This window comes from Zhongshania aquatica (genome assembly GCF_027257955.1).
Classification (GTDB): domain Bacteria; phylum Pseudomonadota; class Gammaproteobacteria; order Pseudomonadales; family Spongiibacteraceae; genus Spongiibacter; species Spongiibacter aquatica.
Window position 1 is genome coordinate 1 of sequence record NZ_JANZNQ010000011.1, and the last position, 14,907, is coordinate 14,907.

A 14,907-nucleotide genomic window follows, 5' to 3' on the forward strand; every position below is an offset into this window, starting at 1 on the left:
CGAAAACTGATGACTACATTGACTGAAGATGATCACTTAAAGTAAAAAGACGGCACATGATGTATGAGGTGGATTAAGTGATCACGTTCAAGCGGTACGACTGATCAGGTTCAGCGGAATACGCAAGGTCGTCGTGGCGGGTGAGTACCTCGCCAATACCCTGCCAAACATTGGGGTAGGTTTCTAGCATTTGGCGCAGATGTTTGTCGGCGTTTTTGTCGGTGGGGTTAAAGCCGCATAAGAAGGGGTGCAGTCTTTCACGCTGTTCTTTGGGAAGCTTGCGATAAGCTTCGGCTACGTAGCTGTCGGTGGCGCTATACCAGTACATGCCGGCGTCGTCACCGGCGTAGTAGCGCGGTCGTTTTGGCTCGTTCTCATGCCATTTTTTCATGAGTGGAATGCCGCTAATCATGGCGTGGTCAATCCCGCCTTTGTCCATCGCTCGAATGAGATCGGGTAGGGGGTCACCCTTTTGAAAGAAATCAACTATGTGGAGATGGGCGTCGCTATAAGAATACTTAGTAGTGGCGGATTTGGCTGTGTCGGCAAAGTTGCTGGGGGATGCCAGGGCGAGTAATAGGGCGACTAGGGTGTATATGTGAGTGGCAAATTGGCCTTGTCGTAATGTTGGCATTGTGTCCTCAGCGAAGGGGTTGCGAGCATTCAGACAGGAGGTTCGCTATCGGGTTCATAATTTTATTGCAGTGAATCGTGGCGCTCCGGTGCAAGTGTGTGGTCGGGTGGTGAGCGGGAGGTGCTAGAGCGGGGGCTTACGCGCCGAAATTCGCCAGCCGTGGGTCTAGCGGTGTGGTGGCTTGCGCGGTGTTATCACCCGAGTTAGCCCCACTCTGCTGTTGGGCGCGGCGCTGAATATGGTCAATACGTTGGCGTAAGTCGGGATGGCTAGTAAATAAGGCCTGCCAGCGCGCTTGCTCATGTTGGGCTAACACCTTGCTAAAAAACTCTTCGGTGCCTTCTAGGTGACCATAGTATTTTTTCAGCGTGTTAAGTGCAGCGTCATCGGCGTTACTTTCCATTTGGCGACTAAATCCCAGCATTGTTAGCAGCCCCGTTTGCTGGGCGGTGCTTTGCAGTGCCGCAGCATTTTGGCCGCCAGTGATTGCACTCAAAAATAACTGCACCAGTAATCCGCCACTAAAAGACTTGGCGGGATGGCGAAACTTGATATGAGCTATTTCATGGGCAATTACCATCGCCAGTGCATTTTCTGAAGATACTTCTTTCAGTAATCCAGTGGTGACAAAGATATGCCCACCAAGTGTGGCAAAGGCGTTCGGTACGTCTGCTTGCTCGATAAGATGAAGCTGCACGCTGATTTCTGGCGCTAAGTCGGAATGTGTCGCAAGGCGCTGACCAAGCTCTTGTATGGCTACTTCTGCATCCAAAAAGGCGACGCTTTGGTCGCTTTCGGTGTTGGACCACTCGGCGTATTTATTGCTTAATTGCTGCTCGTAACGAAAGGGGATGTAAGGCGCTAAGGTGTTTGCAAATAGCATTAGTAGGGCCACTGTTGCACCAAGTACGAAGAGTACGCCCCCAAACATAATAAAGAATTCTTTGAGGGGGTTTTCCGTAGAGGTATTTATGCCCTCGGGAATTTTGGGGTTTTGTTTTGCAAAGCTCATGGGTTACTTAGCGTTTGTTTTTAGGGCTTAAGGCCGTGCCATAGGCCAAGACCTCGATTGAAGCCACACCTTTGTTGCTGTTGCCGGATATACGACTAGTTTCAAATTTGGTATTGATAATGGCGTCAGCGCCGGCTGCACGAGCTTGTTCTTGCATACGTAATAAGGCCTCTCGGCGAGCGCGATCTAGCAAGGTTTCATAGCTGCGAATGCGGCCACCGACTAGGGCTCGCAGGCCTGCAGACACGCGCTTGAAATAGTCGACTGAAATGACCACATTGCCGCTGACTAGCTGGGCATTGTGATTCGTAAATTCGATAGGGGGGAAGCGGTCGGTAGACACCACAATTTGCCGTAACTCATCTTCGCGGGCGAAGATGCTTTGGTAGTGTTTTGCTTCGGCTCGGCGTCCAAAGAAAAACCCGAGTCCCAGTAGTAGCGCAAATATACCTAACTGAATAAGCGCTTCCATGGCTATTTTTCCTCGAGGACGACAGCGGTGCCATAAGCGAGTATTTCGGATGCCCCTGCAGCGATGGAGGAGGTGGAATAGCGCACATTGATGACTGCGTTAGCACCAATCGCTTTGGCCTGCTCAGTCATGCGGTCGGTTGCTTCTTGGCGAGCTTCAGACAGTAGCTCGGTGTAACCGCCGAGTTCGCCGCCAAAGATGTTCTTTAGTCCCGCCATGATGTCTTTACCCGCGTGCTTAGCGCGAACTGTGCTGCCTAGCACTAAGCCAAGGTGTTGGCTTACGCGTTTGCCAGGGATAATTTCTATATTGCTGAGTAGGATGGTGGTCATTATCTGTTCCTTTGGTATTTACTTTAAGGCACCTCCGATTAATTCGGTGACGCTGAGATATTACCGAATTAATCAGAGGTGCCATAAGTGCTTCCCTGCATGATGTTGCGGCTTAGGAGTCGTATCAAACCCTGATTTTGTGGGTGTGTCTATATTGGCGTTCTAGCTATGGTTTTGGCTGAGATAGTTAACGTTTAATTTTGGCCAGTTGATTGATGTGTCTTATTGGGCCATACCTATCCAAGCCCTATGCGGAGTTAGTGCTGAATCCAATGCAATACGTCTTGCTCGGCCAGAAAAGAGTCAGCATCAGCACCCGCAAGCATGGCGAAGGTGGCAATAAGCCCGGCCTCGACGCAGCTAGGCGCCGCGACGGTGACCGAGCGTGGCGCATTCATTATGGGCCATCCGGTTTTGGGGTTAAGGACGTGTGGGTAGCGAATATTATCTTTTATTAAATAGCGATTGGCGTCGCCGCTGGTGGCGAGGCCACCGCGTTTTAATTGAATCATTGCAGATTGACCGCCACCAACCTGTTCTACACCAACCAGCCAATGGGGGGCGTTGCGCGGAGGGCTGGTGGCGAGCAAGTCGCCACCAAAGTTAATTAGCGCCGCGCAGTCGGTTTTTTGCTTGAGCAGCGTTGCGGCTCGATCTACAGCGTACTCTTTGCCGATGCCACCGAAGTCGATTTCCATGCCGGCTTGTAATGTCAGTAGCGGCCGTTGCCACCTGACTTTATGCCAGCCAATGTTATCGCACAATGCTGTTGCAGCTTCGTAAGTAGGAATGTTGGCGCTGCCGTCAAAGCGCCATAGTTTGCGTAAAACCCCAGAGCTTAGGTCAAACAAGCCGTCACTAAGTTGATATGCATTTTCGGCAAAATCCAAAAGTCCGGCGGTTTCTTCGTCAACCGACACGGCCTTGCCTTGGCTATTGTTGATTTGATAAACAATATTGTCGTCGCGATAGCGGCTGAATTTGGTTTCAATTCGCCATGCTTCTGCGGCGACGATATTGCCCAGTTCTTGAATTAGGCTCTCGTCATCGCTGTCGAGCAATAATTCGCAGGGGCTGGCCATGGCACGGAACTGCGCGACCCAGCCATTGCTGTTTTTTTTGAATTCAATTTCCCTTGTGGGGGCTGACATAGTTTATAAACACCGCGCTTTTATCATGGTGAAAGCCTACGACGATTTCGTAAAAATGGCGAGCAGCGCGTCGACACTCAGTAACTGTGGCAGAACGATGGGCTCTTGGTTACCACCGGGAAAATACACATACAGGGGTACGCCGCTGCGCTCATAAGCCGCCAGTAACTGAGTGATATCATCGTCTTGATTGGTCCAGTCTGCCTTCACGTAGCGCAGGCCCAGATCTTTGAAGCGATCTTTGATCTTGTCAGAAGAGAGGGCGACGCGTTCATTGGCTAAACAGGTAATACACCAATCAGCGGTCACATTTAAAAATATTGGCTGCGCGTCGCGCTGTAACTCGGTGAGTATTCCTGGCCGATAGGCGATGATCTCTTCGTTAGTGGCAGAGATTAGCGGCTTTGCATCTAGCGAGGATGAGGCGAGAATAAACGCGGCAAAGAGGGTCGCCACCACCGAGATACCGCGCTGCCAAGGAGTGCGAGACCAAAAATACAGGGCGATAACAATCAGCAAGCAGCCGATTAGCACAAGCATTACGGCGTCTACGCCACTCTGTCTGCCAAGTACCCACAATAACCATATCGCCGTGAGGTACATGGGAAAGGCCAAGACCTCTTTCATGGTCACCATCCACTTACCCGGCCGTGGCAGCAGTCGCGCGATGTGGGGCGACCAAGAAAGCAGTAAGAATGGCGTCGCCATACCTAACCCAAGGGCGACGAACACGGTTAGGGCGACAATCATTGGTTGCGTTAATGCAAAACCTAGGGATGCGCCCATAAACGGAGCGGTGCAGGGGCTGGCTACTAATACGGCGAGTACGCCGGTAAAAAACGAGCCGCTCATGCCGCTCTTTTCGGTTAGTGCTTGGCCGGCGCCCGCAAACCGCGCACCCAGTTCGATCATGCCGGAAAAGCTCAAACCGACCACAAAGAACAAATACACCATGGCGGCGACAAACCACGGAGATTGCAGTTGATAGCCCCAGCCCAGTTGCTGACCTGTTGCACGCAGGATCATTAATAAGCCTGCCACAGCGACAAAGCTACTGACCACGCCGGCGGTGTACACCAGTCCGTGAAGACGGCGTTGTCGTGGTGAAATGTCGGTGGATTCCACCAAGCTCAGCCCTTTTAAGGCCAGCACCGGGAAGACGCAGGGCATGAGGTTAAGAATGAGACCACCGGCAAATGCCATACCGGCCATAGTCAGCAGTGTGAGAAGCGAGATGTTGTTAATGGGCGTTGATGCAGACGGTTTTAGGGCTGTGTTCGGGGTGTTTGCAACGGGTTTATTGATTTCTACGACCGACCCCGATGCGGGATTTATATCAAACCATTGGTGATGTGGTGGGTAGCAAAGGCCCGCGTCCGCACATCCCTGAAAACTAATTTTTAAGGTGATTGGCGCTGTACTGTTGAGTGCTGGCCTAACGCTAAGACCGTGGTAGAAAACATGGGTGTCGCCAATATTGGGATCTTGCTTTAACTTGCCTTCGGGCAGGTTTGTGGCGAGCTCATCCAATTGATCTCCGTTGATTTGGCGAACATGAATGCGATCGCGATATAAATAATAGCCCTCAGCAATATGCCAATTAATGATTGGCTGCTGATTTTCTACGCGAATGCTTAAAGCGTAAGCTTCTTCTACGGGAAGAAATGTACTTTCTGTTTCTTGAGCTTGGCTTGTGTCGACGGGGGTAGCTCTAGCTTCGCTCGCGTTTGTGACTAATCCCACCAGTGATAAAGCGGTGGCTAGGACTAGGTAATAAAACGTTTTTTTCATGCAAAATACTTCCCGCTGGAATCACACCCTTATAAAAAAAAGGGGAGAAAAACGTCGCCGCCTTTCTCCCGCTCGGTTAACGATACATGGTCTTGATTAGAAGTCGTAAACGACTCGCAGCATCAAGGCGTCAACGTCGGGGTAAAGCTCCTGATTTTTCAGTTCGCCAAAGGCCTGTGATGGCTCATCGCCGGTCTGTAGGTAGTACTCAAGTGCAACACTCCAAGAGTTACTGGGATTGTCTTGGCCGTATTCTAAGCCCACGGTGTAGGCCATAAATTCACCAAGGCGGTAATCCGCTGAGGCTTCGCTATTGGTGTCGCCAACGGTCGGCTGTTGGCCATCAATAAAGAAGGGCGTGTAGAAATCTGCAGCACTTTGTTGATACACCCGAACATGGGGTTGCAAGTATTGGGTGTCTGCAAATTTCCAACGATATTTAACGTCAATCGTATTTGAGGTAATGCCCCAGTCGTCAACCATAAAGCGGTATGAGGTATCGAGAACATCACCGCCAATATAGCGTTTGTACTGGCCGAAGACGCTGTGCTTTAAGCGGCTGTCGGGTCTGTTTTCATACACCACGGTAGGTAAGTCAGGTTGCGCATTGTTTTCAAACAGCGGAATGCCCGTTGTCGGATCAACCACGCTGATAAACTTGTATGGATCGGTTAGGTAACCACTTGAAGAGCTCAGCGAGTAACTCAGTTGGAAGAGGCTATTTTGATCGATAACTTGTGTTACTCCGACCACGATATCGACCAAACTCTTGGTGTCATCGCTTCCGTTTTTGACCTTGTTGCCATCGTCATCTTCGTCGTCATCATCCCCTTGGGTTTGGAGTGTGCCAAACGCTACGGGCTTACCATTCACTGGTTCTATCATGTCCATGCCAAGCGACAGGCCGGCCATTAGCGTGGTGTTGCTGTTGTTTATATCTTTTGCAAAAGTGGAGCTGACCGCGAAGGAGGTGTAGTCATACTCGGTTGAGAAGTTGGTGCCTAGTACCATGGTAAGGTCTTTGGCGATGGGTTTTTCCCAGGCTGCATTTACCGCTACGCGGGTATCTTTAAAGGACTCGTCAAGCGGGGTTTCACCGGCTGCTGTATAGGCGGACGTTCCGCCTGACGGACTGGTGAATGATTGTGGACGATTCGTTGGTACCGCGCCGTTGGCCGATGCGCCTGTTAGCGTATCTAAGGTCAGTTTGAGGGTGAGTGTTTCGTCGGTGTCGATTTGTTTTTTAGCGGAAATAACCGGCTCTGTTGCGGTAACACGATCTGGCTCGCTGTAAAAAAGTAGGGCGGCGCTAATATCCCAATCACCCACATCGTGTTTGTCTTCGGCCATGGCGCCGTGACTGCCAAGTAGGGCACAGCTTGCGGCTGCCAGTGATAATCTAATATTTTTCTTCATTGTCATGTCCCTTAGTTACAACCGCATCCACCGCCACCAAAACTACGACCACCGCTTGACGCCTCTTTACTAAAGTAAATATGGTCGTCCAGCGCGGTGTTCAGCGGTGAGCTGTCTAAGGCCATTTCTGGTTTGGCAAGGTTTTGTCGCTGCCACGGGTCAACGCCCATCGAGCTGCAGGCTGTTAGCGTGCTGCTTGCTATCACAGCAATCCATAGCATGTGTTTTCTCATTGAGATTTCCCCAAAGTGTTATCGATTAGTTCGCGAATGTGTTGTGGATCTTTGACGGTAAAGCCGTCGTGGCGGGATACCAGCTTGCCACTGCGGTCAAATAGGAATGAATTGGGCATGCCGCGTACGCCGTATTGTTTGGCTAGTCCGCCTTCCGGGTCATAGATGACGCTGAAGTCAGCGGGAATTTCTTTTAAAAAGTCATCAGCATCTTGGCGTTCTTCATCTAAATTAACCGACACCACAGCGAGTTCATTGCCGTACTCTTTTACTAAGTCGTTCATAAAGGGGAAGGACGCGCGGCAGGGGCCGCACCACGATGCCCAGAAATCGACATAAACCAGTTTGCCCTTGTAGCGAGCGAGGTCTAATTCCGCCGCCTGAGAGCAGATACTTACACTGAATAATAAAAAAGCCAGAATTCGCGGCAGTGTTAGCTTCATGAGTGAACCTTATCGTTATGAGTAAGTGACTGAGTTTTTAAAACGAAGTCGGCAGATATGAGCGTAAGGCTAGTGTTAAAAACTTAAGGTTTTATTAAAGATTGCTTTAGGGGTGAGATACATCGCCAGCTAAACACGGCATCAGTATGCTCATTGTGATCTAGGGGAATGCTCATTGGGCGAGAATTTAAGGTGTGAGTTTGGGGTAGGTTTGGGGAAGTTGGCTTAATCGGCTCGGTGTAAAAGCTTGTGAAACGCCTTGGTTAGTGGGTTTAGGTGCTTGCCGCGCGGATGAACTGTGCACCACGACCGCCGAATGGGAAAGCCCTGTACCGGCAGTAAGATGAGTGATCCTGCTGAAATCGCGCCGCTAACCATGGCGGTCGGCAGCACTGCGCAATTTGTGCCACTGTTTAAGGCGTGTTGTATGGCGCTATTGCTACCCATTTGGCGGATATGTTGAATCACGCAGCTTTGCTGCTGGCAAAAATGCTCAAATATTTGACGGGTACCAGAGCCGCTTTCGCGCAGCAAAATGGGGTATTCCAATAATTCGATGAGGGTGATGCTGTCTTTTTGATTGAGCGGGTGATTGGGGTTGGCGACCAGTGACAGCTTGTGCTCTGCAAACGGCGTGTAGGTGAGGGCGCGGCCCTCGGGTACTTGGGTCATGATGGCGAGATCGTCGAGGTTATCGCGCAGCCGCTCTAACAGGCGCTGATGGTTTACCACATGCAGTACGACTTCGACGTCGGGATGTTGCTCGCAGAAGGCGTTAATATAGGGCGGCAACAAGTGCTCGGCGCTGGACTCAATAGCGATGTTTAAGCTGCCTTGCAAACGCCCGTGTAAATCGGTGAGCTCAATTTCTAAATGCACGAGGCGCTGCTTTAATTCACGGGCGGCCCGCTGCATTACCTCGCCGGCGGAGGTCAGAAAGAGTTGCTTGCCTATGTAGTCAAAAAGCGCCTGGCCTACGACGTCTTCTAGACTGCGTATTTGGGAGCTGACGGCGGGTTGTGTCAGTGCGAGTTGCTCCGCCGCTTTGGAATAGCTGCGATGCAGGCACACGGCCAGAAAGACATCTATTTGACGTAGGGTGAGGCGGTTTAAGTAGCTAACTTCCATAGCGGGCCTGGGTGCAAATTTAATCAGGTATAAGTAATACCTTATTCTAACTAAAATAAATATTAATTTTTTATTCAAGTTGTTTTTCTGTACGGTGGCAAAGTGATGTTGTCAGGCGCCGGAGCGGCATGGAACCGGATTTAACGCCCCTTATGGAGATTCACGATGCTGAAGAAAATCCTGATCGCTAACCGTGGTGAAATTGCGGTGCGAATCGTTCGGGCCTGTGCCGAAATGGGCATACGGTCGGCTGCTGTGTATACCGAGCCAGACCGCTTTTCCCTTCATGTTAAGCGCGCCGACGAGGCCTATAATGTGGGCGCTGACCCGCTCGAAGGCTATTTAAATCCGCGTAAATTAGTGGGTTTAGCGGTGGAAACCGGCTGTGATGGCTTGCATCCGGGGTATGGATTTTTGTCTGAGAACGCCGAACTCGCCGAAATATGTGCTGAGCGCGGCATTACCTTTATCGGACCTAGCGCCGAAGTTATTCGCCGCATGGGTGACAAAACCGAAGCTCGTCGTGCAATGACGGCTGCCGGTGTACCGGTCACGCCAGGCACCGAAGAAAATTTAAAGGGCATTGAAGACGCGGTGACGGTGGCGGCCGGAATTGGTTATCCAGTGATGCTAAAAGCAACGTCTGGCGGTGGTGGTCGTGGTATTCGGCGCTGCGACAGTGAGGCGGATTTGCGGCGTCAGTTCGACCGAGTGGTGTCGGAGGCAACCAAGGCCTTTGGCCGCGCCGATGTTTTTCTTGAGAAATGTATTGTGAATCCGCGTCATATCGAGGCGCAGATTTTGGCAGACAGCCACGGCAATGTGATTCACCTCTTTGAGCGCGACTGCTCAATTCAGCGTCGCAACCAAAAGCTCATAGAGATTGCGCCGTCTCCCCAGCTTACTCCAGAGCAGCGTGCCTATATCGGCGAGATGTCGGTGCGTGCCGCGGAGGCGGTTGGCTACGAAAACGCCGGTACGGTGGAGTTCTTGCTCGCCGATAATCAAATCTATTTTATGGAAATGAACACGCGGGTTCAGGTTGAACACACCATCACCGAGCAGATCACCGGGGTGGATATTGTCCGCGAACAAATTCGTATCGCCTCTGGCTTGCCGCTGGGTTATCGCCAGCAAGATATTTCTTATCGCGGTTTTGCCATGCAGTTTCGGGTTAATGCCGAAGATCCCAAAAACGATTTTCTGCCCAGTTTTGGCAAAATCAGTCGCTACTATGCGCCCGGTGGTCCGGGGGTTCGGGTCGATACCGCGATTTACACGGGCTACACCATTCCGCCTTATTTCGATTCCATGTGTCTCAAATTAATTGTCTGGGGCTTGACCTGGGAAGACGTTTTGGATCGCGGAGTGCGTGCGCTTAATGATATGCGTCTGCAGGGTGTGAAAACCACTGCAACGTACTATCAGCAAATTTTAAAACACCCCGACTTCCGTTCCGGGCATTTCGATACCAGCTTTGTAGAAAGCCACCCTGAACTGACCCAATACTCGGATAAAAGCCGCCCTGAAGATATTGCGCTGGCGGTGGCTGCAGCCATTGCTGCCCACGCTGGCCTGTAAGAAATGGAGTTGACGATGAGCAAAGATAAAGCTGTTCTGATTACTGATGTAACCCTGCGTGATGGCCACCAGTCGTTATTGGCGACCCGTATGCGCACCGAAGATATGTTGCCGGTGTGTGCCGAACTGGACGCTATTGGATTTTGGTCGCTGGAAGTCTGGGGTGGCGCAACCTTTGACGCCTGTGTGCGTTTTCTAAAAGAAGATCCTTGGGAACGTCTGCGCAAACTGCGCGAGGCCCTGCCGAACACCAAATTACAAATGTTGGTACGCGGTCAAAACCTGCTGGGTTACCGGCATTATGCCGACGACGTTGTGGAGGCGTTCATTCAAAAATCCGCTGACAACGGCATGGATATTTTCCGTGTATTTGACGCCATGAATGACGTGCGCAATTTGCAAACCGCCGTCGCCGCCGTGAAAAAGTCGGGCAAGCATGCTCAGGGCACTATTTGTTATACGACCAGTCCGGTGCATACCACGGCTAAATTTGTTCAGCAGGCTAAGGACATGGTGGCGCTGGGTGTCGACTCCATCGCCATTAAGGACATGGCCGGCCTGTTAACCCCAATGGCGACCTCCGAGTTGGTTAGCGCGCTCAAAGACACCGTCGATGTGCCATTGGCACTGCACTCGCACATGACTTCTGGGCTCGCCGGTTTGTGTCAGTTAAAGGCGATTGAAGCGGGCATCGACATTATTGATACGGCCATGTCTGCATTTGCCAACGGCACTAGTCATCCGGCGACAGAAACAATGGTTGCTGCCTTAAAAGGCACACCGAGAGATTCCGGTTTGGATTTACCTGCTCTGCAGGAAATCGCTGCGCAGCTCTGGGAAGTGCGTAAGAAATATCATCAATTTGAAAGTGAGTTTACCCGCGAAGACGTAAGTGTGCAGATTAACCAAGTGCCCGGCGGCATGATGTCTAACCTCGCGAATCAGCTCAAAGAGCAAGGCGCCTTGAATCGCATTGGCGATGTGTTTGCTGAAATCCCCGCCGTGCGTAAAGACCTCGGCTACCCGCCATTGGTAACACCAACCTCACAGATTGTCGGCACCCAAGCGGTGATGAATATACTGGCAGACAAACGTTATACAACCATTACTAACGAAGTGAAGCGTTACCTGCAAGGCCACTACGGTGCGGCACCGGCGGAGGTGGATAAAGACCTGCGTGCTCGTGCGATTGGCAGTGAAGACGTTATTGATGTGCGTCCTGCCGATTTGTTATCCCCTGAACTGGCAAAACTTCGCAAAGAAGTCGGTGAACTAGCCAAATCAGAAGAAGACGTGCTGACCTACGCGATGTTCCCAGATTTGGGCCGCGCATTTTTAAGCGAGCGCGAAGCTGGCACCTTGGTCCCTGAGGTTCTCGAACCTGTCGGTCAATCCACTCGCCCTGTTAGTGAAGGTGGTGTTCCCACTGAGTTTGTTATCGATGTGCACGGCGAAAGTTACCAAGTGGCGATTACCGGCGTCGGTATAAAAGGCGCGGGCAAACGTCATATCTACATGACACTTGATGGCATGCCTGAAGAGGTCGTTTTCGAAGCGCTAAATGAATATAAAGCTGAAGGCGCCAGCAGCCGCAAATCCGCCAGTAAACCCGGCCACGTTAGTACCAATATGCCGGGCAATATTGTCGACGTATTGGTGGCTGTGGGCGATACCGTTAAGGTCGGGCAGGCTGTGCTGGTTACCGAAGCCATGAAGATGGAAGCGGAAGTACAAGCCCCCATTAGCGGCAAAGTGAAAGAGATCTTTGTTAAGAAGGGTGACCGTGTAACGCCGGGTGAGGTATTGATTGAGATAGAGGCAGTGTGATCGTAAAGTAAAACAAAAGGCGTTAGTAAAGAAGTATACTGACGCCATCTAGTTTCGAATAAATTTACTTTAATCAATATTTTTGTTTTCATATTCTCGGCGTCGCGTTTGGCGCCTTCCCACAAAAAAAAGCTGCCGATAAAAGGTGGTAACGGTTGCTAAGGATCGGCAGCAAAATTAGACAATATGGAGTGTCGCTATGGATTTCCCTAGAATTCTGCTCGCCTCAGTGCTGTGTTTTTCAACGCTGGGTATAACTGCGTGCGATGGTAATAAAAATAGTAGTAATGGCGGTGGGGGTAGCAATACCCCCCCTACAGTTGAGGAGCCATCTTCAAGTGCTGCTGTATCTAGTGAAAAAGCTAATATCGCCTTGTATGGTGATATCCCAGAGGATAAAACAAAAGAGGTTGGAGAAAATCAACCTTCATTATTACTGGATGATGACGATCTAGAATACGCCGGCTTTGGGATGGCTTTTGCTCAGCCTGAAGCGGCTGAGACAGCGGTGGCCCGTGCAAATGCGGATACCTCTGATATTCAAGATGACGTTGACGCCAAGGTGTCAATTGTGACGGCTGCCTTAGTCAACGATGGCGCCAGTGTTAACCAGCTTGTAAATAAAAGCGCGGCTGGTATTGAAGCGGCGGTCGCGATTGTCGTTTTGGATGTTCAGTATAATTCTGGTGGTCGCAGTAGCGCTGATTTACGAAATACTTTATTGGCTGAATTAGGTTCTGATGCCGACATAGCTGTGCTTCCGCTTGGCAGCGGTAGCGGAAGAGAATTCCGCGTGTCACTTGCATTCTGGAAAGTTGATGAGGATCTGTTTACTTGGTTAGCGGTATTTTCTAACGGTTTTGCAGAGCAAGTTAAAGCTGCCTACGGAGACGTTAATAGTGGCGTAGCCGTTACGTCGGCCAGGGGCGCGACGAGTTTTGTAGCGGCTAGCCAATCCTTTACCCAAGTGGAAGACGCAAATAACGCAGCGGATATTTTATGGGTTATTGATAATTCTGGTTCTATGTCGGAGGAGCAGGAAAATCTTGGCAATGGTATAGATCAATTTTTTGATAGTTTAAATGCTGCGGGACTTGATTTCCGGTTGGCGGTAACAACCACCGACGGTTCAGATTGCGAGGAATTGCTCTCGCTGCCAGATGATGCCTCCGCCAACTTTATTTCGGCATCAACGCCTGACGGTAAGCTTCAGTGGGGCGATGACGTTAATGGTATTGCTAGGCCGGGAACTGGTGGAAGTGCGAATGAAACCGGTTTTTATTGCGCAGATAAGGTTGATTTGACCGGTTTTGACCGAGAGTCTGCGCCAAATATTGTCGTGTTCGTATCTGATGAGCCAGAGAATGAAAGTGCATATCAGTCTTTTCCGTCAGGTAGCGATACTGACTATGATCCGCGGGATTTTAATACCTATAAACAAGCGTTTATCGATAGCGGCGCGACATATTTTGCAATCTCCGGTCCTTCGTCAACAATACGCCCAACATTTGCTGATCCTACTCCTTCATTCACTGTCACTGATTTTAATTGCTCCGGGGAAGGTGGAACGGCATCCGGTGGGGCGCATTTTAGAGAAATTGCCTCATTAACGGGTGGAAGCTCCGCATCTATCTGCGCACCGTCTGCATCGTGGAGTGTGATGTACGATCAGATCATTCAGGCCGCAACAGGCTTAGCGAGCAGCTTTAAATTGGATTTCTCTCCTTTGGCTAGCTCGGTAGTTGTGAAAGTAAATGGTGTTGAGGTAAGTCGAGATGTGTCTCACAGCGACGGCTTTGATGTTTTATTTGGCAGCGAAGAGGCGTCTATTGTGTTTTATGGTCAGGCCATACCAGGTGCGGGAGACGAAATAGTCGTATCTTACGATCATATTTAGTAGGGGGGTTGATATTTTAAATGATAACCATTATCATTTAAGTCAGGTCGGGGTTGTGCTCTATGTGAGCCCCCATTTGCACGGTACCTCCCCGATTCTCTCCAATTTTCCCCGTAATCAGCATTGAGTACGGGGCTTTTTTGTTTTGTGGCAGCATTTAATAATAAATAACATTTAATCTTGTGACACTCTTGAGTCAGCTTAGCGCTGTTAGACTCTGCAATAACGCGGTGACTGTTATAGGTGATTTTTGCCGTTAATACTTACGGTTAACCACATGTCCTGCCATCGCCTGTATTTATCGTCGGGACTAAGCTGCTTGGGTGAAACGGGAATGCTCCGCTGATGGTTTACCTCGGATAGAAATGTCGCATTTACGGCGCCTTTAAGGCCGTCCGTAAATGGGTAAACTACGGCGACCAGTGAGCAGCAGCGAGCGCAGCTTAAAAATAAAGCCTGCTCAGAGCCTTGTTTAGTGATATTTAGCGGTGAAAATGCGGTTATTTGAAGGCGGCCATCAGGGTCAGATAAATAGGAGGCGTCGCGTGAAAGGCAAAAATCGCAGTCGCAGGCTCTCGGAGTGTAGTGATCAACGTGCTTGGGGAGGCTAAGCGAGAGTTGAACCTCGCTACATTGACAATGGCCGGCGAATTTGTGGCTCATTGACGATTCCTTCCCCGGGTATAGCGCTAGTTGCGGTAAATGGTTTGTATCAGGTGATAGCCAAATTGAGTTTTCACGGGGCCGTGAACTTCTAAAACCGCTTCTTTAAATACTACGTCGTCAAAGGGCTTTACCATTTGGCCGGGACGGAATTCTCCTAAGTCACCACCTTTTTTTCCTGACGGGCAGTCTGAGAACTTCTTTGCCAGCTCACCAAAATCAGCGCCTTTGGCTATTTGGTTTTTTAAATCTTGGGCTTGGTCTTGTGTTTTTACCAGGATATGGCGTGCGCTAGCGACGGTCATGGATGAGTCCTTGTTGAATGAT

Annotated in this window: 15 protein-coding genes; 3 read left to right on the top strand and 12 right to left on the bottom strand. The window is 50.4% G+C overall.

All coding sequences use genetic code 11. The features are described 5' to 3' along the window. Nucleotides 1-73: 73 nt before the first annotated feature. The 10 genes from O9X78_RS12205 to O9X78_RS12250 form a co-directional block, all read right to left on the bottom strand. Nucleotides 74-634, bottom strand: a complete 561-nt coding sequence (locus tag O9X78_RS12205; protein WP_269619974.1) for an amidohydrolase family protein — start codon at nucleotides 632-634, stop codon at nucleotides 74-76. A 136-nt stretch (nucleotides 635-770) separates the two neighbouring features. Next, nucleotides 771-1,646: a M48 family metallopeptidase gene (locus O9X78_RS12210; protein ID WP_269619975.1), complete on the bottom strand. Its 876-nt coding sequence runs from the start codon at nucleotides 1,644-1,646 to the stop codon at nucleotides 771-773. A gap of 7 nt (nucleotides 1,647-1,653) precedes the next feature. Next, nucleotides 1,654-2,118 (bottom strand): YbjQ family protein, encoded by a 465-nt coding sequence (locus tag O9X78_RS12215; protein ID WP_269619976.1) that lies wholly within the window; start codon nucleotides 2,116-2,118, stop codon nucleotides 1,654-1,656. Between the two features lie 2 nt (nucleotides 2,119-2,120). Beyond that, a complete protein-coding gene (locus tag O9X78_RS12220) occupies nucleotides 2,121-2,450 on the bottom strand; it encodes a YbjQ family protein (protein WP_269619977.1) in 330 nt (109 codons plus the stop codon). A gap of 257 nt (nucleotides 2,451-2,707) precedes the next feature. Further along, entirely contained in the window at nucleotides 2,708-3,601 is an 894-nt protein-coding gene (locus O9X78_RS12225; RefSeq protein ID WP_269619978.1) for an FAD:protein FMN transferase, read from the bottom strand. Nucleotides 3,602-3,637: 36 nt separating this feature from the next. After that, nucleotides 3,638-5,392: a protein-disulfide reductase DsbD family protein gene (locus tag O9X78_RS12230; RefSeq protein ID WP_269619979.1), complete on the bottom strand. Its 1,755-nt coding sequence runs from the start codon at nucleotides 5,390-5,392 to the stop codon at nucleotides 3,638-3,640. A gap of 96 nt (nucleotides 5,393-5,488) precedes the next feature. Then, nucleotides 5,489-6,808 (bottom strand): DUF3570 domain-containing protein, encoded by a 1,320-nt coding sequence (locus O9X78_RS12235; protein ID WP_269619980.1) that lies wholly within the window; start codon nucleotides 6,806-6,808, stop codon nucleotides 5,489-5,491. Between the two features lie 11 nt (nucleotides 6,809-6,819). Continuing rightward, nucleotides 6,820-7,041, bottom strand: a complete 222-nt coding sequence (locus O9X78_RS12240; RefSeq protein ID WP_269619981.1) for a DUF4266 domain-containing protein — start codon at nucleotides 7,039-7,041, stop codon at nucleotides 6,820-6,822. Beyond that, nucleotides 7,038-7,484: a TlpA family protein disulfide reductase gene (locus tag O9X78_RS12245; protein WP_269619982.1), complete on the bottom strand. Its 447-nt coding sequence runs from the start codon at nucleotides 7,482-7,484 to the stop codon at nucleotides 7,038-7,040. Before O9X78_RS12245 ends, O9X78_RS12240 begins: the two co-directional genes overlap by 4 nt. Before the next feature lie 225 nt (nucleotides 7,485-7,709). Next, nucleotides 7,710-8,612, bottom strand: a complete 903-nt coding sequence (locus tag O9X78_RS12250) for a LysR family transcriptional regulator (protein ID WP_269619983.1) — start codon at nucleotides 8,610-8,612, stop codon at nucleotides 7,710-7,712. Between the two features lie 165 nt (nucleotides 8,613-8,777). Between O9X78_RS12250 and O9X78_RS12255 the strand changes: the two genes are divergently transcribed. From O9X78_RS12255 to O9X78_RS12265, 3 genes are all read left to right on the top strand, one after another. Next, nucleotides 8,778-10,193, top strand: coding sequence for an acetyl-CoA carboxylase biotin carboxylase subunit (locus O9X78_RS12255; RefSeq protein WP_269619984.1), 1,416 nt, complete (start codon nucleotides 8,778-8,780; stop codon nucleotides 10,191-10,193). Between the two features lie 15 nt (nucleotides 10,194-10,208). Continuing rightward, nucleotides 10,209-12,020, top strand: a complete 1,812-nt coding sequence (gene oadA, locus O9X78_RS12260) for a sodium-extruding oxaloacetate decarboxylase subunit alpha (RefSeq protein ID WP_269619985.1) — start codon at nucleotides 10,209-10,211, stop codon at nucleotides 12,018-12,020. A gap of 199 nt (nucleotides 12,021-12,219) precedes the next feature. Beyond that, nucleotides 12,220-13,917 (top strand): vWA domain-containing protein, encoded by a 1,698-nt coding sequence (locus tag O9X78_RS12265; protein WP_269619986.1) that lies wholly within the window; start codon nucleotides 12,220-12,222, stop codon nucleotides 13,915-13,917. A 237-nt stretch (nucleotides 13,918-14,154) separates the two neighbouring features. On the opposite strand, the gene O9X78_RS12270 is transcribed toward O9X78_RS12265, so the two are convergent. Continuing rightward, nucleotides 14,155-14,580 (bottom strand): hypothetical protein, encoded by a 426-nt coding sequence (locus O9X78_RS12270; protein ID WP_269619987.1) that lies wholly within the window; start codon nucleotides 14,578-14,580, stop codon nucleotides 14,155-14,157. A gap of 26 nt (nucleotides 14,581-14,606) precedes the next feature. Beyond that, entirely contained in the window at nucleotides 14,607-14,885 is a 279-nt protein-coding gene (locus O9X78_RS12275) for a peptidylprolyl isomerase (RefSeq protein WP_332108530.1), read from the bottom strand. Between the last annotated feature and the right edge of the window lie 22 nt (nucleotides 14,886-14,907).